At 74.5% G+C, this 17,964-nt stretch carries 16 protein-coding genes; 7 read left to right on the plus strand and 9 right to left on the minus strand.

Annotated elements, in window-relative coordinates; all coding sequences use genetic code 11:
* The first annotated feature begins 195 nt into the window (after positions 1-195).
* Positions 196-1,776, plus strand: coding sequence for a protein kinase (locus tag ACFVGO_RS23880; protein ID WP_380633907.1), 1,581 nt, complete (start codon positions 196-198; stop codon positions 1,774-1,776).
* Between the two features lie 205 nt (positions 1,777-1,981).
* Positions 1,982-2,128, plus strand: coding sequence for a hypothetical protein (locus ACFVGO_RS23885; RefSeq protein WP_359902129.1), 147 nt, complete (start codon positions 1,982-1,984; stop codon positions 2,126-2,128).
* Positions 2,129-2,308: 180 nt separating this feature from the next.
* Here ACFVGO_RS23885 and ACFVGO_RS23890 read toward each other — a convergent pair whose 3' ends face one another.
* The 6 genes from ACFVGO_RS23890 to ACFVGO_RS23915 all read right to left on the minus strand — a co-directional run bounded on the left by ACFVGO_RS23890 (position 2,309) and on the right by ACFVGO_RS23915 (position 8,526).
* Complete coding sequence (locus ACFVGO_RS23890; RefSeq protein ID WP_380550198.1) at positions 2,309-3,019, minus strand: class I SAM-dependent methyltransferase; 711 nt, start codon at positions 3,017-3,019, stop codon at positions 2,309-2,311.
* Positions 3,020-3,344: 325 nt separating this feature from the next.
* Positions 3,345-3,866 carry an ion channel gene (locus tag ACFVGO_RS23895; protein WP_359910349.1) on the minus strand — a complete coding sequence of 174 codons (522 nt, stop codon included), beginning with the start codon at positions 3,864-3,866 and terminating at the stop codon, positions 3,345-3,347.
* Positions 3,867-4,061: 195 nt separating this feature from the next.
* Positions 4,062-5,438 carry a hypothetical protein gene (locus tag ACFVGO_RS23900; RefSeq protein WP_380633910.1) on the minus strand — a complete coding sequence of 459 codons (1,377 nt, stop codon included), beginning with the start codon at positions 5,436-5,438 and terminating at the stop codon, positions 4,062-4,064.
* Positions 5,439-5,606: 168 nt separating this feature from the next.
* Positions 5,607-5,915 carry a Sec-independent protein translocase subunit TatA gene (tatA, locus tag ACFVGO_RS23905; protein WP_359910355.1) on the minus strand — a complete coding sequence of 103 codons (309 nt, stop codon included), beginning with the start codon at positions 5,913-5,915 and terminating at the stop codon, positions 5,607-5,609.
* Positions 5,916-6,126: 211 nt separating this feature from the next.
* Positions 6,127-6,696: an isoprenylcysteine carboxylmethyltransferase family protein gene (locus tag ACFVGO_RS23910; RefSeq protein WP_359910358.1), complete on the minus strand. Its 570-nt coding sequence runs from the start codon at positions 6,694-6,696 to the stop codon at positions 6,127-6,129.
* Positions 6,697-6,963: 267 nt separating this feature from the next.
* Positions 6,964-8,526, minus strand: a complete 1,563-nt coding sequence (locus ACFVGO_RS23915) for an MFS transporter (protein ID WP_380355420.1) — start codon at positions 8,524-8,526, stop codon at positions 6,964-6,966.
* Positions 8,527-8,669: 143 nt separating this feature from the next.
* Here ACFVGO_RS23915 and ACFVGO_RS23920 point away from each other — a divergent pair, with 143 nt between their 5' ends.
* Positions 8,670-9,260 (plus strand): TetR/AcrR family transcriptional regulator, encoded by a 591-nt coding sequence (locus ACFVGO_RS23920; protein ID WP_359910364.1) that lies wholly within the window; start codon positions 8,670-8,672, stop codon positions 9,258-9,260.
* Between the two features lie 76 nt (positions 9,261-9,336).
* On the opposite strand, the gene ACFVGO_RS23925 is transcribed toward ACFVGO_RS23920, so the two are convergent.
* Positions 9,337-9,654 (minus strand): cupin, encoded by a 318-nt coding sequence (locus ACFVGO_RS23925; RefSeq protein ID WP_359910367.1) that lies wholly within the window; start codon positions 9,652-9,654, stop codon positions 9,337-9,339.
* Positions 9,655-9,785: 131 nt separating this feature from the next.
* On the opposite strand from ACFVGO_RS23925, the gene ACFVGO_RS23930 reads away from it, so the two are divergent.
* A complete protein-coding gene (locus tag ACFVGO_RS23930; protein WP_359910370.1) occupies positions 9,786-10,052 on the plus strand; it encodes a hypothetical protein in 267 nt (88 codons plus the stop codon).
* A 79-nt stretch (positions 10,053-10,131) separates the two neighbouring features.
* Here the strand turns inward: ACFVGO_RS23930 and ACFVGO_RS23935 are convergent, their stop codons facing one another.
* Positions 10,132-11,289: an acyl-CoA dehydrogenase family protein gene (locus ACFVGO_RS23935; RefSeq protein WP_359910373.1), complete on the minus strand. Its 1,158-nt coding sequence runs from the start codon at positions 11,287-11,289 to the stop codon at positions 10,132-10,134.
* A 287-nt stretch (positions 11,290-11,576) separates the two neighbouring features.
* Between ACFVGO_RS23935 and ACFVGO_RS23940 the strand changes: the two genes are divergently transcribed.
* Positions 11,577-12,782, plus strand: a complete 1,206-nt coding sequence (locus ACFVGO_RS23940) for a TetR/AcrR family transcriptional regulator (protein ID WP_380355416.1) — start codon at positions 11,577-11,579, stop codon at positions 12,780-12,782.
* Here ACFVGO_RS23940 and ACFVGO_RS23945 read toward each other — a convergent pair.
* Positions 12,779-13,150 (minus strand): hypothetical protein, encoded by a 372-nt coding sequence (locus ACFVGO_RS23945; protein ID WP_380355414.1) that lies wholly within the window; start codon positions 13,148-13,150, stop codon positions 12,779-12,781. The two genes, ACFVGO_RS23940 and ACFVGO_RS23945, sit on opposite strands and share 4 nt — an antisense overlap.
* Positions 13,151-13,424: 274 nt before the next feature.
* Between ACFVGO_RS23945 and ACFVGO_RS23950 the strand changes: the two genes are divergently transcribed.
* Both ACFVGO_RS23950 and ACFVGO_RS23955 read left to right on the plus strand, forming a co-directional pair.
* Complete coding sequence (locus ACFVGO_RS23950; RefSeq protein WP_359910382.1) at positions 13,425-15,329, plus strand: ATP-binding protein; 1,905 nt, start codon at positions 13,425-13,427, stop codon at positions 15,327-15,329.
* A gap of 61 nt (positions 15,330-15,390) precedes the next feature.
* Positions 15,391-17,772: a hypothetical protein gene (locus ACFVGO_RS23955; RefSeq protein ID WP_380633915.1), complete on the plus strand. Its 2,382-nt coding sequence runs from the start codon at positions 15,391-15,393 to the stop codon at positions 17,770-17,772.
* The last annotated feature ends 192 nt before the right edge of the window (positions 17,773-17,964 follow it).

Raw genomic sequence — 17,964 nt, forward strand, 5'->3', positions numbered from 1 at the left:
ACCACACGACCCCCCCCCCACTCCCCCCGAGCTCCCCCCCCCCCCCCACCCCCGTGCCGGCGGCCGGGGGACCGCTGCCCGGTCCCCCGACCGCCACCCTCCGCCCCTGGTCGGCGCGTTCGGCGGGGCGGCTATCGTGCACAGGTGCACGAGGCGGCCCGGGACCCCGGGCAGGGCACGTGAGGGGAGCTCCAGGTGATCGGACGGGCGCTGAACGGGCGTTACGAACTCGTCGACTTGCTCGGCGTCGGCGGCATGGCCACCGTCTGGCGCGGGACGGACCGGGTGCTGGGCCGTCAGGTGGCCGTCAAGGTACTCAACGGCGGACTCGCCGACGACCCCCGCTTCGCCGAGCGCTTCAGCCGCGAGGCGCAGCACGCGGCCATGCTGGCGCACCCGAGGATCGTCATGGTCTTCGACTCGGGCGTGGACCAGGGCACCCCGTTCATCGTCATGGAGCTCGTCAACGGCCGTTCGCTGGCCGCCCTGCTGGCGGAGCAGCAGGCGCTGCCGGTGGAGCGCGCCGTGGGCATCGCGGCGGCGGTCTGCGAGGCGCTGTCGGTCGCGCACGCGGCCGGGCTGGTGCACCGGGACATCAAGCCCGGGAACATCATGATCACCGATGACGGCGGGGTGAAGGTCGTCGACTTCGGCATCGCCAGGGCCGGTTCCTCCAGCAACCTGACCCAGACCGCGAGCGTGCTCGGCACGGCCGCCTACCTCTCGCCCGAACAGGCCACCGCCTCGGAACTGGACGGGCGGACGGACCTGTACGCGGTCGGCTGCGTGCTGACCGAGATGCTCACCGGCGCGACCCCGTTCACCGCCGAGACCCCGGTGGCGATCGCCTTCAAGCACGTCAGCGAGCAGCCGCTGCCGCCGTCCGTCCGCCGCCCGGGCCTGCCGCCCGCGCTGGACGCGGCGGTGCTGCGGCTGCTGGCCAAGAAGCCGGCCGACCGCCCGGCCGACGCGGCCACCGCCCGGGCCGAACTCCTCGGCACCGTACCGGGGCTGATGGTCGCCGACCCGACGGCGGAGCTGCTCGCGAACGCGGGCGGGGCCGCCACCCAGCTGCTGCCGCCGGTGCCGCACTTCCCGGCGCCGAACCAGCAGCACACCACCGTGCTGCCGCCCCAGCCGCCGGCCGCCACCTCGGTGATGGCGCCGATCCCCGCCCCGGCGGCTCCCGCCTACGTCCCGGTCCCGAGGCCCGGGCCCGGGAACCCGCCCTCTCCTGCCCGCAGCCGGCGGAAGCCGCTGGTGTTCGGGGCGCTGGGCGTGGCGGGCCTGGCCGGCGTCACCGCGCTCGCCCTCACCGCCTTCGACGAGCCGGCCGGCAACGCGGCCGCCGCCAAGCCCGCCGCGGCCACCGCCCCGTCCACCGCCCCGACCACGACGCCCACCCCGAAGGCCTCCGCGGCGCCCACCAGCAGCTCGGCGGCGCCGTCCGCGCCCCCGGCCCCCACCCAGGCCGTCCCGCGCAACCAGCCCGCGGCGCTGCAGATCCAGGCCTTCCGCCAAGCCGTCGCCCAGGCCCAGGTCGGCAGGGAGCGGGACAAGCAGACCGACCTGTTGAGGATCCTCGACACCACCGCCGCGCGCCTCAACGAGGGCAACCCGGACGACGCCGCGCAGGAGCTCAAGGACGCCCAGAAGGTGGTCAAGGACATGGGCAAGAAGCACGCCATCGACGTCCCGACGTACGCCAACTGGAACGCCCGCCTCTCGGCCCTGTTCGCCACCCTGCACACCGCCGTCGATCTCCAGGACGACTGACGGGCCCGGCCGCCTGCCACCGGCTTCGCGGAGGCGGATTCGTGTCCTTTGCCGCGGGTGAGGGTGTCCGCGGGTGGTGCGTCCCGGTTCGTCCGGCGGTCATTTCCCCCAACGCGCTGCTGTGGCTAGCCTGTTGATCAAGCGCTGGGGAGCGTCCGTCACGGGGGGCGGTTTCGCCTTTTCGTGCAGTTTCGAGAGGATTTCCATGTCTCGCACCAAGATCTTCAAGCGGTCCATCGCCGCGCTCGCCGTGGCCGCCGGCCTCTTCGCCATCGCCGGTACCACGGCCTGGGAGGCGCCCGCGCAGAACACCGCGGCGACGGTCGTCGCGGAGGACATGATCTGGGGCTGATCGGCCCGAGCCGCATCGGCCGTTCCGGAGTGCACAGCACTGTCCACAGCCTGTGGACAGTGCTGTGCACCACCCGCACCGGCCGCGGCGGAGACTCCGCCGACCGGCCGGCGGAAACGTCGGGGCGCACGCCCGTCGGCCCCCTGCGCGGCAAGGGGCCGACGGAAACCCTGGTGGCGCCTACCGGGCGGCGGTGACGGGCTTGCGGGCCCGGGTCAGCAGGGAGACACCCGGCAGGCCCTGGACGGGCAGGTAGCGCTCGGCGGCGATCACCGTGCTGAGCGCGGTGTTGATGAATGCCGGAACGTCGTCCAGGTCGCTGCCGGTGCTCTTCTTCCGGCGCCAGGCGGCGGCCGGGCGGAGCAGGACGTTCCAGCTGTCCAGGGTCTCCATGGTGAAGCCGCTGCCGACGATCACCTCGCGCAGGGTGTCGCGGGTGTAGCGGCGGACGTGGCCGACCGCGACGTCGTGCGCCGACCAGAGCCTCATGTCGCTCGGCACCGCGATGAGTGCCACTCCGCCGGGGCGCAGCACCCGGTGGATCTCGGCCATCGCCGCGTCGTCCTCCTCGATGTGCTCCAGCACGTCGAAGGCGACCACCAGGTCGATCGCGCCGTCGGCGACCGGGAGCCTGCGGGCGTCGGCCCGCATCACGGTGAGCCCGCGGTCGCGGGCCACCCGGGCGCCCTCCTCCCCGTACTCGATCGCGATCGGCTTCCAGCCGTTCGCCCTCAGCACCCGGGTGTTGCCACCGCCCGCGGCCCCGATGTCCAGCGCGGTGCCCGCCTTGCTGAACTTGGCGAGCTCCCGGCCCAGCAGTATCCGCCGCTCCTTGTACCACCAGTGCCGGTCTTCGAGCTCGGCGAGCTTGCGTACCTCATGACCTTCCACGGACCCTCCCGGACTTCTTCGTCTCCCTGGCCGCCGCGGAACGCGTCGTCCGGCCGAGCGAAAACATGAGAATTTTGTGAGGTCACTTTACGGGTACGGCGTCCTCGCGGATCCGGGCAGCCCGGTTGGCCGGAGCGTGGTGCCGGCCGGGTTCCGGCGCTCGACCCGCTGCCCTCGACGGGGCGGCCGGTGTGGAGCCAACTGTCAAAGAACTAAAGAATTTTGACGGATTGTCGGAAAGGCCTTCCGGCGGGGTGGGCGCAGGGGTGCCGGCGGGGTGGCCGCAGGGGCGCCGGGCGGACGTCCGTTGCCGTCCGCGCCGGCCTCAGTCCTGCCGTCGGATCCGCCGCTCCACGTTCCCCCGGACCGCCCGGGACGCCGTTCCGGCCGCCGCCGCGAGGAACACGAAGTTGTACCCGATCTGCAGCACCACCACGAGGCGCGCCGTCTGCCCGGCCGGGGTGATGTCCCCGTACCCGACCGTCGCCATCGTCACCACGGTGAAGTACAGCGCGTCCAGCCGGGTCTCCAGCCCGGCGAACTCCGACTTGTGCGCGCCCATCACGTAGTACGTCCCCGCGAAGATGGTCAGCGCCAGGAAGATGAGGAAGGCCAGCCAGACCACCGGCCGCTTGGCCGTCCCCCGCATCACCCCGACGATCTTGGCCAGCATCAGCCAGGTCAGCCCGACCAGCGCTCCCGCGAACACCAGCCAGCTCAGCACCGGCCGGCGCTCGCCGAGCCACTCCAGGGGCAGCGTGAAGTACCCGACCATAAGCAGCGTCGACGCGATCAGCAGCCAGAGCCAGGCCCGCAGGTCGGCAGGGGGCGGAGGGTTCTCGGACATCCCGCCCAGCCTCCCCGGGCCCGGTCCCGTCCGCTCGCCCGCCTGGTCCGATCGGGCGAGCCCCCGCGCCGTCGCCGTACGGGCCGCCGCAGCTGCGGCCCCTCCGTTTCGGCGGTTCTTCGGGGGCCTCGCGCCCCGCCGGCGCCGGAAGGCCCCGAGGGCCCCGGAAGGCCCCGTGCTCCGGATGGCCGCCCCTCAGGCCGAGGCCCCGGCTCCTTTCCCGGGCCGTCCCGCCCGGTCCTGCCCCGGCGCGTCCAGCAGCTCCAGCACCGCCAGGACGGCGAGCAGCCCGAGCGCCAGACAGAGCGTCACCAGCACCGTCGGGTGGCTCCACAGCACGAAGGCCAGCGCCGTGAGGGCGACCGCCAGCCAGCCCAGCGGGGCCTTCCAGCGGTGGACGAACCGGCCGACCGGCCCGAGTCGCAGTCCGGCCCGTGCGGCCACCCGCCGCACCGCGCCCAGCCCGGCGCGCCAGCCGCCCCGGACGGTGCGCGCCCACCGTCCGGGGCCGATCACCCAGGCGCCGAGGGCGACCAGCAGGCCGAGGGTGACCACCACCCGGACGGCCGAGCGCAGGTACCGCACCAGGGCGTCGTACACCGCCCGGGCGGCCGCCTGGTCGACATCGGCCGGGAGCCGGTCCAGGTAGACGGCCCGGAACGCGCTCAGCCCGATGCCCAGCAGCAGCGCCCCGCCCGCCATGCCGAGGGCCGTCGCCACCACCGCCCGGCGGCGCCGGGTCGCGAGCAGCACACCGCCGAGCGCGCAGGCCCCGGCCAGCACCGGCACCCAGAAGCCGGCCAGGTCCAGGACCCGCAGGGTGGTGCGGACCTCGGGGAGGGCGTCGGACCGCACCAGCGGGTAGGAGGTGTGGATCTCCGGGATCCGGGAGGCCAGCGGGAGCCCCTGGTCCACCAGCGCGGACTTCACCCGGGCGATCACCGGGGCGAGGTCGAGCACCACGGTGTCGTCGTGCACCTCGACGGCGCCGCCGCCCTGCCCGGTCACCATCTTCTCGACCGCGGCGTGGGCGTCCCGGTTGACGTCCGTCCAGAGGGTGACGAAGGCGTCGCTGTTCACGAGCCGTTCGACCTGGGCGTGGACGAGGCTGCCGAGCCCGTCGTCCAGGGCCTGGCCGATGCCGCCCAGCAGGGCGCCGAGCTTGGGCCGGTCGTCCGGGGCGAGGCCGTCGAGCAGCGAGTCGAGCGGGAGCTTCTTCACGATCTCTGCGGTCACCCGGTCGGTGACGGCCGCCTTGATCCTGGGGTCCTCGGCCAGCGGGGCCATCGTCGCGAGGTAGCGGTCGGTGTCGCTGATCTCGGACCGTGCCCAGAGCGCGAGGGCGCCGAGCGGGGTGAGCGCGCAGGCCAGCACGATCAGGAGGGCGGCGAGGAAGGAGCGGACCCGGTGCCGGGGCGGTGGGCGGTCCGCCGGGAGTGCGGTCGGCCCGGCGGCCAACTGTTCGGCGAGCCGTGCCTCCTGGGCCTCGACGGCGCTCAGCCGCGCCCGCAGCTCGGCCAGTTCGTCGCCGGGCCCGCCCTCGGGCCCGGCGCCGGATTCGTCGGTCGGCATGCCGGGCTCCGTTCCTCCGGTGGGTGCATACCAGGAGACAACGGATCAGATCGGACGGCCAGTCGGGAGGGGCGGTGGCCGGAGCGGTCCCGGAACGCTTCAGGACGGCCCCGGAACGCGGAAAGCCCCTGGTGGTTCACCAGGGGCTTTCCGGAGGAAGGGGCGGACTCAGGCGGTCGTCTCGGGCCGCTTGGTCTCGGTGGCCTTGGTCACGTTGGTCGGCGTGACGGCCGGGCGGTCGGCGCTCTGCTGGGGAGCGGTGGCGCCCTGCTGGGGAGCGGCGGTGCTCTGCGCGGTGCCGGCCGCGGCGTCCGCCGGGGTGTCGTCCTCGCGCATGGCCTTCGTCTCGGCCTTCAGGATGCGCATGGACTTGCCCAGGCCACGGGCCATCTCGGGCAGCTTCTTCGATCCGAACAGCAGGATTACGACCGCCAGCACCACGAGAATGTGCCAGGGCTCAAGACCGTTCCGCAGCATCCCTGGCCACCGGTCCCTTCTTGTCAGGAGTCATGGCGGGCGCTTGCGCCCGTGCTGGCCAGTATGCCTGTACCTGACGGCGAACGGATACACCAGCCGGGAAACGCTGGCCAAAAACCAGGTGCCGTTCGAGCGGATCGCGAGCGCGGCGGCACCGGCCCGGCCGGACACGGGTGCCGAAGCTCACACCCGGCCGACCGCGTCGGGGCGTTCAGTGGACGAACGGCACCAGGCGCTTCGTCGCCCGGCGGTACTGCGCGTACTCGCTCCCGAAGGCGTCCAGCAGCAGCCGCTCCTCGGCGGAGATCCGCCAGCCGTACGCGGCGAGCAGCAGGGCCGCGACCACCAGGGCGGCCGCCCAGCTGCCGGTGCCGACCGCGTAGCCGACCCAGACCAGCAGGCTGCCGGCGTACCCGGGGTGCCGGATCAGCCGGTACGGGCCGGTGCGGACCAGGCGCTGGGTGTCCACGGTGCGCAGGGTGCGGGTGTAGTAGCGGCCCAGGGTGCGCATGCCCCAGGCCCGCAGCGCCAGCCCGGCGACCGCCAGGGCCACCCCGAACCAGGCGGCCCAGGAGGGCAGTTCGCCGATCCCGGCGCGCTCGAACAGCACCACGACCAGGACCGACAGGACGTAGCAGCCGAGCAGCAGCCGGGTGGACCCGCGGTCGCGGCGGTCGGCGTGCCAGGTGCCGGCGGCGGTGTCCTCGCGCCGGCGCAGCAGCAGCTCGTAGGCGACCCAGCAGAGGACGCCGAGGAGGGAGAGGAGGGCGGGCAGGGACATGAGGGGCTCCCGGCGGTCGATCCGAGGTGTGCTTCCACGGTCCTCCCGGCGGGCGGCCGGCACACGCGCCCGGGGGTGGACCCGGCGCGGTCCACCCCCGGGTGGAGGCGCGGCGCGGGGCCGCTCGGGCGATCGGCGCGACCGCTGCGCGGGGGGCGGGAGGGCGGCGCCCGGGAGGCCGGCTCCCTGGACGGCGGAGAGCCCCCGCCCGGGATGGGCGGGGGCTCTCGATGACTCGCGTGGATCGGGCCGGACGGGTCGGACGGGTCAGACGGCGGCGGGCTCCGGAGCGGGTTCCGGGGCGGTGGCGGGGGCGGCGGCCGGGAGGTGCCGCATCAGGCGGTAGGCCAGGACGGCGGCGCCCAGGGCGAAGACCAGGCCGACCACGGCCGCGACGTGCAGGCCGTCGGTGAAGGCGGTGCGGGTGGTCTCCAGCAGGTCGGCGCCGAGTCGGCCGGGCAGGTGGGCGGCGACGGTGACCGCTCCGCCGAGGGTGTCCTGGGCGCTCCGGGCGGCCTCGCCGTCGACGCCGGCCGGGAGGGCGCCGTCCAGCCGGTGGCGGTAGACCGCGGCGCCGGCCGCGCCGAGCAGGGCGATGCCGAGCGAGCTGCCGAGCTCGACGGCGGTCTCGGAGGTGGCGGAGGCGGCGCCGGCCTGCTCGACCGGGGCGGCGGAGACGACCATCTCGGCGGTCATCGTCATGGTGCCGACCGTCCCGGCGGCCAGCACCCCGGCCGCGGTGAGGATGAGCGCCAGCGGGGAGTGCGGGCCGACCAGGGTCATCATCGCGAAGCCCGCCGAGCCGACCAGGAAGCCGCCGCCCATCAGCACCGCCGGGCGGACCTTCCCGGCCAGCGCCGAGCTGGTCCCGACCGCGGCGCCGACGCCCAGGCTCGGCACCAGCGACCAGAGCGAGGCGGTCAGCGGGCTCATGCCCTTGACCAGCTGGAGGTACTGCGAGGTGAAGAGGGAGAAGCCCATCATCGCGAACATCGCGATGCTGTTGACGCTGATCGCGCCGCTGAAGGTGCGGATCCGGAACAGGCTCAGGTCGAGCAGCGGGTTCGCGGCGGTGCGCTGGCGCCACAGGAAGGCACCGGCCAGCAGCAGTCCGGCGGGGACGGCCAGCCCGGGCAGCAGGCTCCAGCCCTCGACGGCGATCGTCTTGACGCCGTAGACCAGCGGCAGGATCGCGGTCAGCGAGAGCACGGCGCCGAGCAGGTCGAAGCGGCCGGTGCGGCCGGTGGAGCGGTACTCGGGGAGCAGGACGGGCGCGGCCAGCAGCACCAGGGCCATCACCGGGACGGCGAGCAGGAAGGCCGAGCCCCACCAGAAGTGCTCCAGCAGGAGCCCGCCGGCGACCGGGCCGAGGGTGGCCCCGGCGGTGAGGATGCCGCCCCAGGCGCCGAGCGCGACCTGCCGCTGCTTGGGGTCGTGGAACATGTTGCGGATCAGCGCGAGGGTCGAGGGCATCACGGTGGCCCCGGCGGCGCCGAGCAGCGCACGCGCCGCGATCAGCTGGTCGGCGTCGTGCGACCAGGCGGCCAGCAGCGAGGCGCCCGCGAAGCCGGCGGCGCCGATCATCAGCAGTCGGCGGCGGCCGATCCGGTCGCCCAGCGCGCCCATCGTGATGAGCAGTCCGGCCAGCAGGAACGAGTACATGTCCATGATCCACAGCTGCTGGGTGCCGCTCGGCGCCAGCGTGGTGGAGATGTACGGGACGGCGAAGAAGAGCACGCCCATGTCCATGGTGAGGACGAGGGTAGGGAGCAGGAGGACGGCCAGGCCGATCCATTCGCGACGGCCTGCGCGGCCGGTGGTTGCGGTCATGGGGAAGACGGTACGGATGACTCAGACGCTTGTCTAGTACGTATGTGCAAGTCGCTCGTGCAAGACGGACGATCGAGTGAGACGTACGACCGAGTGAGACGAATGTGCGAGACATTCGTCCATGGCTTCCGTAGGATCAGGGCATGGGAAACCGCGAAGACCTGATGGGCGGCGCCAAGCGCTGCCTGTACGAGAAGGGCTACGGCCGCACCACCGCCCGCGACATCGCGACCGCCTCCGGCGTCAGCCTGGCCGCGATCGGCTACCACTTCGGCTCGAAGGAGGCGCTGCTCAACGCGGCGATGATCGAGGCGATCGGAGAGATGGGGGAGGCCCTGGGCGCGGTGGTGATCGCCGCCAACCAGGTGTCGGACGACCCGGAGGTGCGCTTCGCGGCCGTCTGGGACGGCCTGCGGGACGTCTTCGTCGAGCACCGCGGGCTCTGGGCGGCCCAGTTCGAGGCGCTCGCCCAGGCGGGGCACGCCCCCGACCTGGCGGACGCCTTCGCGGCGGCGCAGAAGGAGGGCCGGCTCGGACTGGCCGCGGTGTTCCAGGGGCTGCCCGAGGTGCCGGACACCGCGGAGGAGGTCGCCCGCGGGTCCTTCTACCAGACGCTGCTGGCCGGCTACTGCGCCCAGTGGCTGGCCGCGCCCGAGCTCGCGCCCGGCGGGCAGGACTTCCTGCGGGGACTGCGGCTGGTCAGCGACAGCGTGTTCGCCCCCGTGGAGCACTGACCCGCTACCGAGCTCTCGCCCGCTGCGGAGTCCCCGCCCGCCGCGGAGTCCTCTCCCTCCACGGAGCCCTCGCCCGCTACGCGGTGACGGCGGTCAGCAGCACCACCGAGTCGACGTGCGCCAGCAGCCCGTGCCGCTCCTGCGGGACGGGCTCCAGGTGGCCGGCCGGCAGTTCCAGCCGCCGACCGGCGATGGTCAGCGAGACCCGGCCGCGCAGCACCTGGACGCTGCCCGCGGCGGGCGGGTTGTGCTCGTCCAGCGTGGTGCCCGCGGTCAGCGCGATCACGGTCTGCCGCAGGATCCCGTCGTGCAGGACCAGGTGGGCGCTGCGCCCGTGCGGGCTCTCCGCCGCCCGGGCGGCGTGCTCCACGGCGAGCTGTTCGAGATCGGGCACCGCGCCTCCTCCTGGCTCCGGGCGCACTCCGTGAGCCCAGGGTCGCGGACGCCCGGGCGCCCCGCACCCGGAAGTGCCGCGGCCGGGCGGTCCGAGGTGCAGGCTCCGCCGACTGCCCGCATCGTGGAGGCATGGCGACCAACGACAGAGTCATTTCCGGGTTCCAGGTCAACCGCCCGCTGCTGACCGGCGGCGTGGCGCTCACCGCGATCGGCACGCTGCTCAGCGCGACCGGGACGGTGGTGGTGTGCGCGGCGCTGATCGCGGCCGGCCGCAGCTGGGTGCGCGGTCTGGACACCCCGCCGACCGCGCTCGCCCAGCGGGCCCTGCGGGAGGCGAAGGTGGCGTCCAACGCGGGCTGGGAGGCCTGGCGCGCCGAGCACAGCTCACCGAACTGAGCCCGCCCGCCGGGCCGGCGAACAGCGGGGCGGGCCGCCGCGGAACGGCGGCCCGCCGTGCCGTCGGACCCGAACGGCCCTACAGGCCCAGCGACTTGGCGATGATGCTGCGCATGACCTCGCTGGTGCCGCCGTAGATCCGGAACACCCGGTTGTCGGTGTAGAGCCGGGCGATCGGGTACTCCAGGATGTAGCCGTAACCGCCGTGCAACTGGAGGCACTTGTCGATCACCGTGGAGGCCGACTCGGTGCAGAACAGCTTCGCCGCGGCCGCGTCCGCGACGGTCAGCTCGCCGTGCTGGTACAGCTCCAGCGCCCGGTCCACCATCGACTGCTGCGCCACCACCTGGGACTCGCAGTCGGCCAGGGTGAACTTGGTGTTCTGGAACTCGGCCACCGCCTTGCCGAACACCTTGCGCTCCTTGACGTACTGGACCGCGAACCGCACCGCCGCCGCGGCCGCCGCGTACGCGCCGACGGCGATCGCCAGCCGCTCCTGCACCAGGTTGTGGGTCAGGTAGGAGAAGGCCCTGCCCTCCTCGCCGAGCAGGTTCTCCACCGGCACCCGGACGTCGCTGAACGCCAGCTCGGCGGTGTCCGAGGTGCGCAGGCCGATCTTCTGGAGCTTGCGGCCGACGGTGTAGCCCGCGGAGGCGGTGTCCACGCAGAGGATGGACAGCCCGGCCCGGCGGTTCTCCGGGTCGTACGGGGCGGTGCGGCAGACCACCAGGACGAGATCGGCCAGCACGCCGCCGGTGATGAAGGTCTTGGCGCCGTTCAGGACGTAGTGGGTGCCGTCCTCGGAGAGCCGCGCGGTGGTGGAGATGCCCGCGAGGTCGGAGCCGGCGCCCGGCTCGGTCATCGCGATCGCGGTCATGATGTCGCCGGAGACGAAACCGGGGAGCCAGCGCCGCTTCTGCTCCTCGTTCGCGTACTCCAGCAGGTACGGCAGCACCAGGCCGGTGTGCACGCCGGAGGAGCCGAAGCTCACGCCCGCCCGGGCGGTCTCCTCGGCGATCACCGCCTGGTACTTGAAGCCGCTCTCGCCCGCGCCGCCGTACTCCTCCGGCACCTCGATGCCGTAGACGCCGAGCTCGCCGAGCTGCCGGTAGAAGTCGCGCGGCGGGTGACCGTCGGCCTCCCAGCTCTCGTAGACCGGGACGACCTCGTTGGCGATGAAGTCCCGGATGGTCTCCCGGAAGGCCTCGTGGTCCTCGTTGAACACGGTGCGGCGCACGGCGGCGCTCCCTTCGACGGCGCCGGCCGGGGCTGCCGGCCGGGGCGGAACCTGCCTGGTGGTGGCTCCACAAGTTAATCCGGGGTAGCTTCGGCTGTCCAGAGTCGGCCGGGCGCGAAAAGCCGGTGGGGAGCACGGTCGGCGGGGTGCGAAGTGAATCCTTGCTAGCCTTCCGCCGACGCCGGTCACGGTCCCGTTCCAGCGGCCGGCGCCGTGCCGGACCAGTGCCGGGCCGGTGCGGGACCAGTGCCGGGCCGGTGCCCGGCCGAAGGGGAGGGAGGCTCGCCATGGTGGTCCGACGGCCGCCCGGGCGGCGCGCCCAGATCCTGGCCGTGGCCGCCGACCGCTTCCACCGCAGTGGCTACCACCAGGTCTCGATGACCGAGGTCGCCGCCGGTGTCGGCATCACCGCGCCCGCGCTCTACCGGCACTTCCGCGGCAAGCCCGAACTGCTGGACCGGGCCGTCCGGTTGGGCCTGGACGCGCTCGCCGAAGGCCTGCGCCCGGCCCGCACCACCGCCGACCTCGGCGCCGCGCTGGCCGCCGTCGCGGTCGGCCACCGCCCGCTCGGCACCCTGGTGCAGCGCGACGCCCGGCTGCTGCCGCCGGCCCGGCGGGCGGCGCTGCGCCGTGAACTGCGCGCCGACGTCGCCCTGATGGTCGCGGTGCTGCGCGTGGAACGGCCGGAACTCGCCGCCGGGGACGCCGAGTTGCTCTGCTGGTCGGCGCTCTCGGCCTGCGCCGGGCTGTCCTACCAGTCGGCGGCTCCGCAGCCCCGACGGGCCGAGGCGCTGCTGCGCGGGATGGTCGCGGCCGTCCTGGCGGTCCCCCTGGGCGGTACGGCCGCGGGGCCCTGCGCCGGGCCGGTGCCGGTGGTGCCGGAGTCCGCCTCCGGGCCGGTGCCGGCGGCGCCGGAGCACAGGCCGCGGGCGCGCCGGGAGGAGCTGCTCGCGGCGGCCGTCCGGCTGTTCCACCAGCGCGGCTTCGACAACGTCAGCACCGACCAACTCGGCGCCGCCGTCGGCATATCCGGTCCCAGCGTGTACCGGCACTTCGACAGCAAGGCCGAGCTGCTCGCCGCCTCGCTGGTGCGCAGCCGCGAGCGGCTCTGGCACGAGGTGGACGGCGCGATCACGGCCGCCGCCGGGCCCGGGGCGGCGCTGGAGGCCGGGCTGGGCGCGTACGTCGGCTTCGCGCTGCGCAACGGGGACTACCTGGGCGCCATGCTGAGCGAGACGGAGCGGTTGGCCCCGCCCGACCGCCGGGCCGCGGTGGACTTCCGGCGGGACTTCCTGCGCACCTGGGTCGGCCTGCTGCGCCAGGTGCACCCCGGGCTCGACCCGGCGGCCGCCCGGATCCGGGTGCACGCACTGTTCGCACTGGTCAACGACGGGGTGCGGAACCGTCCGCACAGCACCAGGCCGGACCTCGGGGACTGCCTGCTGCGGCTCGGCCGGGCGGTGCTGGGGACGTCCGGGGGAGGGGCGCTCTAGCGGTTGCCCCCGGTGGCCCCGGTGGCCCGGGAGTTCCCGCCGGTGCCCCGGGAGTTCCCGCCGCTGCCCTGGGGGGTGCCGGTGTTCCCGCTGTTGTTCTGGGTGCCGCTGACGCTTCCGCCGTTGCCCGTCACCGCGAGGTTGTTGTTCTGGTTGCCCGCACCCGAACCGGTGGCCGTCTGCTGGGTGTTGACCACGTTTCCGTGGACGTCGCCGATGATGTTGCCGGAGCCCGCGTCGCTCACCACGCTGCCGGTGGAGTGGTCGGCCGCGCCGGCGCCGTCGTCGGCGTGTGCGGTGGCGGCGCCGACGCCGACGAGGAGGAACGCCCCGAGGGCGGTGGCGGCGGCTGCGCGAATACGGGACACGCTGGTCTCCCTGGCGAGAAGTGCGGACTGTGGCGCCGTCCGGGGTGGCCGCTCCGGGGCGCCGTGGCCCGCGGGGCCGGGCGGCTCGCCGTACGTACGTCGCCGGTTCAGCATTCACCAGTGCGGTGGACGAACTCCACCGAACGGGTGGCAATTCCCCCGATGGGGGAGGATCGGTCAATTCGAAGTTGACGGCATTCCGTCATTCCGTCACGAGGGTGCCGAAGAAGAAAGAAATGGTCGCCAGATAGTCGCACTGGCACACTGGGGACCCATGTCTGATGGTGCCCCGCCCGAGCCCACCCCCGCCGAGGAGCTGCGCACGACCGAGGTCGATCTCGGCGGCCTGGTGAACGTCCTCGCCACCCACCTCTACTCCACCCCGCTGGTCGCCCTGCGCGAACTCGTCCAGAACGCGCACGACTCGCACACCCGCCGGCTCCTGGAGGACCCGGACGGCGACCACCGCCCGCTGATCCGGGTGCGCGCCGACGCCGCCCGGCGGACCGTCGCCATCGAGGACACCGGCGCCGGCCTCACCGAACCCGAGATCCACTCCTACCTGGCCACCGTCGGCACCGGCTACACCCGGATGCTGCGCGAACTGACCGGCAACCAGGAGCTGATCGGCGCCTTCGGCCTGGGCTTCCTCTCCGCGTTCTCGGTCGCCGACGAGGTCACCGTCACCACCACCTCGCACCGCGAACCGCACCTCGGCCACCGCTACCGCAGCCGCGGCGGCGAGCAGTACCGGGTCGAGCCGGTGCCCGCCCGGCCCCGCCCGGGCACGGTGGTCGAGCTGACCCTCAAGGCCGAGCACGCCCACCTCGCCGACGAGGACGTGCTGCGCGACGTGCTCACCCGCTACTGCGTGCTGCTGCCGGTCCCGGTCCACCTCGGGGACGACGAGCAGCCGGTCAACTCCGTCGAGGTGCCCTGGCGCCACCCCTCCGACGGCGACCAGTACGCCGCCCGGATGCGCTTCGCCGCCGCCTTCGGCCGCCGCTTCGAGCCGCTCACCGCGTTCCCGGTCCACCCGGTCGAGGACGTCACCGACGCGGTCGGCCTGCTCTGGGTCCAGGACGGCGGCACCTACGGCAGCAGCGACAACCGCGACCTCGCCGTCTACCTGCGCGGCATGCTGCTCGCCGAGGACGCCCGCGACCTGCTGCCCCGCTGGGCCGGGTTCATCGGCGGCGTGGTCGAGTCCAACCGGCTCACCCCCACCGCCAGCCGCGAGGACCTCCAGCGCGACGAGCACTACCACGCGCTGCGCAAGGCCCTCACCGACGCCATCGTGGACGGCCTCTACGAGACCGCCCGGCTGCGGCCCGCCGCGTGGCGCCGCATCCTCGCCCGGCACGGCAACGACCTGCTCGGTGCCGCGCTCTGCGACGACCGGCTGTTCACCCTGCTCGCCGACGACGTCCCGGTGCCCACCTCGCAGGGCGACCTCACGGCCGGCGCGCTGCGCGCGGCCGGAGGCGGCGCGGTGCACGTCGCGCTCGGCAGCGGCGGCGGCTTCGAGGAGATGCTGTACCGGGCGATGCGGGTGCCGATCGCCCGCGGCGACCGCTACGCCGTCCTGCCGTTCCTGCGCCGCTACGCCCAGCTGCGCGGCTGCCGGGTGGTCGAGCTGGGCAGCGAGCAGGGCGACCGCGAGCTGTTCCGCGACCCGGAGCGCCCGCTGCCGGAGCACGAGTCGGCCTGGCTGGCCGGCGCCCTCGCCGACCCGGGCGAGCAGCTCGTCCCGGCCCGCTTCGACCCGCCCGGCCTGCCGCTGGTGCTGGTGCCGGACCGCGAGGCCGAGCTGAAGGCCCGGATCGAGGACGACCGGGCGGACGCCCGGATACCCTCGGCCGCCCTGCGGCTGGCCCGCGCCTTCACGGCCCGCACCGACGGCGAGGTCCGGGCCCGGCTCTACCTCAACCTGGCCAGCCCGGCGGTCCGGGACCTGCTGGCCGCCTACCGCGGCGGGCACACCGGCAGCGCGACCGCCGCCGGGCTGCTCCGCTCGATCAAGGTGATCATGGCCGCGGCCTCGTCCGGACCGTCCGAGGGCGACCTCACCGCCGCGCTGGCCGGCATCGGCACCGCGGTCTCCGCCCTGACCGCCGCCGTCCCGGCCGGTCTGCCGGAGGTCCCGGACAGCCCCGGCGCGCTCTCGGAGGAGCGGTGACGGACGGATTGTCAGTGGGGTGCGGTAGACACCTCATCAGCACGACGCAGGGGGAGCAGGCATGACCACCGACATCTGGGCCTGGGTGCGCGACACCCACCGGCAGCTGGCCGAGGCCGGCCACCACCGGCTGGCCGACGCCATCGTCGAGCTGCCCGAGCACGCCACCGAGGGGCGCAACGAGCAGCTCGACGCGCTCTACCCGGAGGCCGTGGCCGCCGCCCGGGCGCTCGGCCTGCCCTGGGTCGAGGTCTACCTGCGGCACTGGCGGATGCAGAACCTGCTGAACAAGCGCCAGCAGGGCGAGGCGGTGCTGCCCGAGGCGGTCGACCTGCTGGACTTCGCGCACCGGGAGGAGACGGCGAACTGCCCGCAGTCGGTCTGCGTGGTGCAGGACTTCGCGATCTGCCACGCCCGGGTCGACGGTCCGGGGTACGTGGCCGAGCGGCTCGCCGTGGTCGGCGAGACGCTGGACCGGATCGAGCCCGACCGGGCCTGCTACGACTGCCTGTCCCGCGAGTACTCCGACGCCCTGGAGGACGACGGCCGGGCGGCCGAGGCGCTGGACCACCTGGACTCCGCGGCCAACCGGATGCGGGCGGCCGGCCAGCCGGTCTCGCTCCGCTTCCACCAGGCCCGGGCCGGCACCCTGCACCTGCTGGGCCGGCACGAGGAGGTGCTGGAGCTGCTGGAGACGGCCGAGCGGGCCGAGCAGACGCAGGGGCGCCGGCTGGACGAGCGCGACCAGCGCTGGGGCGCCCTGCTGCGGGCCCGCGCGCTCGCCTCGCTCGGCCGCACCGAGGAGGCGCTCGCCCTGCTGCCCGAGCGGGCCGAGGCCGAACGGCACGCCGACCTGCGCACCGCCTGGACGCAGACGGTCGAGCTGCTGGTCGCGGCCGGGGCCCGGGAGAACGACGCCGAACTGGGCGCCGTCCTGGCCGGCTGGGTCGGCTACCTGGACGGCGTCGGCGCGCACCGCCCGTGCGTGGACCTGCTGCTGGCGGCGGGGCGGCTCGCGCTCGCCCGCGGTGCCCGTACGGTGGCGCTCACCCTCGCCGCGACCGGGGAGCGCAAGCTCACCCGGCTGCGGCGCACCGACGGCGTGTCGGAGCAGGTCGCGGCGCTGCGCGCGGCCGCCGAGGCACTGCCGGAGCCCGAGCTGCCCGTCCCGCCGGGCGAGCTGACGGCGCACCTGGCCGAGGTCCGGGTGCCCTACGAGACCGGCGCCGACCTGCTCTCCGTCGCCCTGGACCGGTACCGGGGTGAGCAGGCCGGCGCCACCGGACTGGCGGTGCTCCTGGCCACCGTGCTGGGCGGCCTCGGCCACGCCCGTGCCGCGGCCGACCTGCTGTGGCGGTACCTGGAGGACGACCCGGCGGACCGCGAGCTGACCGGCGCGCTCGGCGAGATGCTGATCGAGGCCCGGGACGCCGAGGGCATCCGCCGCCTCGCCGACCGGGTGGCCGTCTCCGCCCCGGCCGACGGGCACTGGATACGCGCCCGCTGGGCCGCCGCCGAGGGCCGCTGGACCGAGGCGCTGGAGCAGTGCCGGGCGATCCTGGTGCTGGACGACGAGGTGATCAACACCCGTCGCCTCGCCGCCCACGCCGCCACCGAGCTGGGCGACCACGCCACCGCGCAGCGGATGTACCTGGAACTGCTGGAGCGCGCGGCGCCGGCCGCGGACACCTCCGAGGACAGCGCCGAGGACTCCGCCGAGGAGGACGGCCACCGGGCGGTCCGGGAGCCGGACCTGTGGCACCTGATCACCGCGGCCACCGCCAACCGGGACTGGGCGGTGGTCCGCTCCACCGGCGCGCTGCTCGACATCGAGTTCGACGAGCCCGAGGGCCCGGTGGACGAGGAGTGGCAGCTGGTCACCGTCCGGGCCACCCGCACCAACGGCGCGACGTCCGACCTGCCCGCCCTGCGGACCGGCCCGGCCACCGCCCGCATCCTGCCCGTGCTCGGGGACGACCTGACGCTCAACCACGGCGACGTGGTGGTCTTCGCCCCGGCCCTGCTGGAGCGCCCGCCCGCCGAGGACGCCCCCGAGGAGGAGCGGCAGCGCTGGCGCCCGGTGTTCGAGTTGCTCACCCTGCTCGACCCGGCCGGGTACACCACCTACTGGATCGACGGCGGCTGGCCCGGCGACGAGCAGTGGTCGGCCCTGCGGGACGAGCTGCACGGGGCGGGGTACGCGGTCTGGGTGTACAGCGGGGAGCAGTACCGGATCACCGACCCGGCGGACGGCGGCGACACCCTGCCCGGTGTCTACGCGGCCCTCGGCGTCCCGCCGACCGCCTCGGCCGCCGAGGCCGACGCCCTGCTGCTGCGGCTGACCGACGGCTGGGCCCACCCGCTCGCCTGGGCGGAGCTGGCCAAGGCGGCCGGCGCGGCCCCCGCCCGGCACGAGGAGATCGTCGAGCGCTACGGGCTCTGACCGTCCTCGACCGCGCGGCCCCGGCGGGCCGGCCCTTCCCGGGCCCCCACCGGGGCCGCGCGCGTTCCCGGCCGTGCCGCGCGCTCCGCGCCCGGCCGTGTGCGGGCCGGCCCGGGAACCTTTCCGCCTCCAGCCGAGTCTTTGTCAATGCTTTACTGTTTCATTGCCAAGACTCGACCTCCCGGAGTGCCC

Origin of the sequence: Kitasatospora sp. NPDC057738 (genome assembly GCF_042798815.1) — a bacterium.
Classification (GTDB): Bacteria; Actinomycetota; Actinomycetes; order Streptomycetales; family Streptomycetaceae; genus Kitasatospora; species Kitasatospora lactacystinica.

Excerpts from the sequence above, each read along its gene's own strand:
- ACFVGO_RS23885 (WP_359902129.1), top strand. The coding sequence starts at position 1,982 with ATGTCTCGCACCAAGATCTTCAAGCGGTCCATCGCCGCGCTCGCCGTG.
- ACFVGO_RS23920 (WP_359910364.1), top strand. The coding sequence starts at position 8,670 with ATGGGAAACCGCGAAGACCTGATGGGCGGCGCCAAGCGCTGCCTGTAC.
- ACFVGO_RS23900 (WP_380633910.1), bottom strand. The coding sequence starts at position 5,438 with ATGCCGACCGACGAATCCGGCGCCGGGCCCGAGGGCGGGCCCGGCGAC.
- ACFVGO_RS23955 (WP_380633915.1), top strand. The coding sequence starts at position 15,391 with ATGACCACCGACATCTGGGCCTGGGTGCGCGACACCCACCGGCAGCTG.
- ACFVGO_RS23895 (WP_359910349.1), bottom strand. The coding sequence starts at position 3,866 with ATGTCCGAGAACCCTCCGCCCCCTGCCGACCTGCGGGCCTGGCTCTGG.
- ACFVGO_RS23910 (WP_359910358.1), bottom strand. The coding sequence starts at position 6,696 with ATGTCCCTGCCCGCCCTCCTCTCCCTCCTCGGCGTCCTCTGCTGGGTC.
- tatA (WP_359910355.1), bottom strand. The coding sequence starts at position 5,915 with ATGCTGCGGAACGGTCTTGAGCCCTGGCACATTCTCGTGGTGCTGGCG.
- ACFVGO_RS23930 (WP_359910370.1), top strand. The coding sequence starts at position 9,786 with ATGGCGACCAACGACAGAGTCATTTCCGGGTTCCAGGTCAACCGCCCG.
- ACFVGO_RS23950 (WP_359910382.1), top strand. The coding sequence starts at position 13,425 with ATGTCTGATGGTGCCCCGCCCGAGCCCACCCCCGCCGAGGAGCTGCGC.
- ACFVGO_RS23915 (WP_380355420.1), bottom strand. The coding sequence starts at position 8,526 with ATGACCGCAACCACCGGCCGCGCAGGCCGTCGCGAATGGATCGGCCTG.
- ACFVGO_RS23940 (WP_380355416.1), top strand. The coding sequence starts at position 11,577 with ATGGTGGTCCGACGGCCGCCCGGGCGGCGCGCCCAGATCCTGGCCGTG.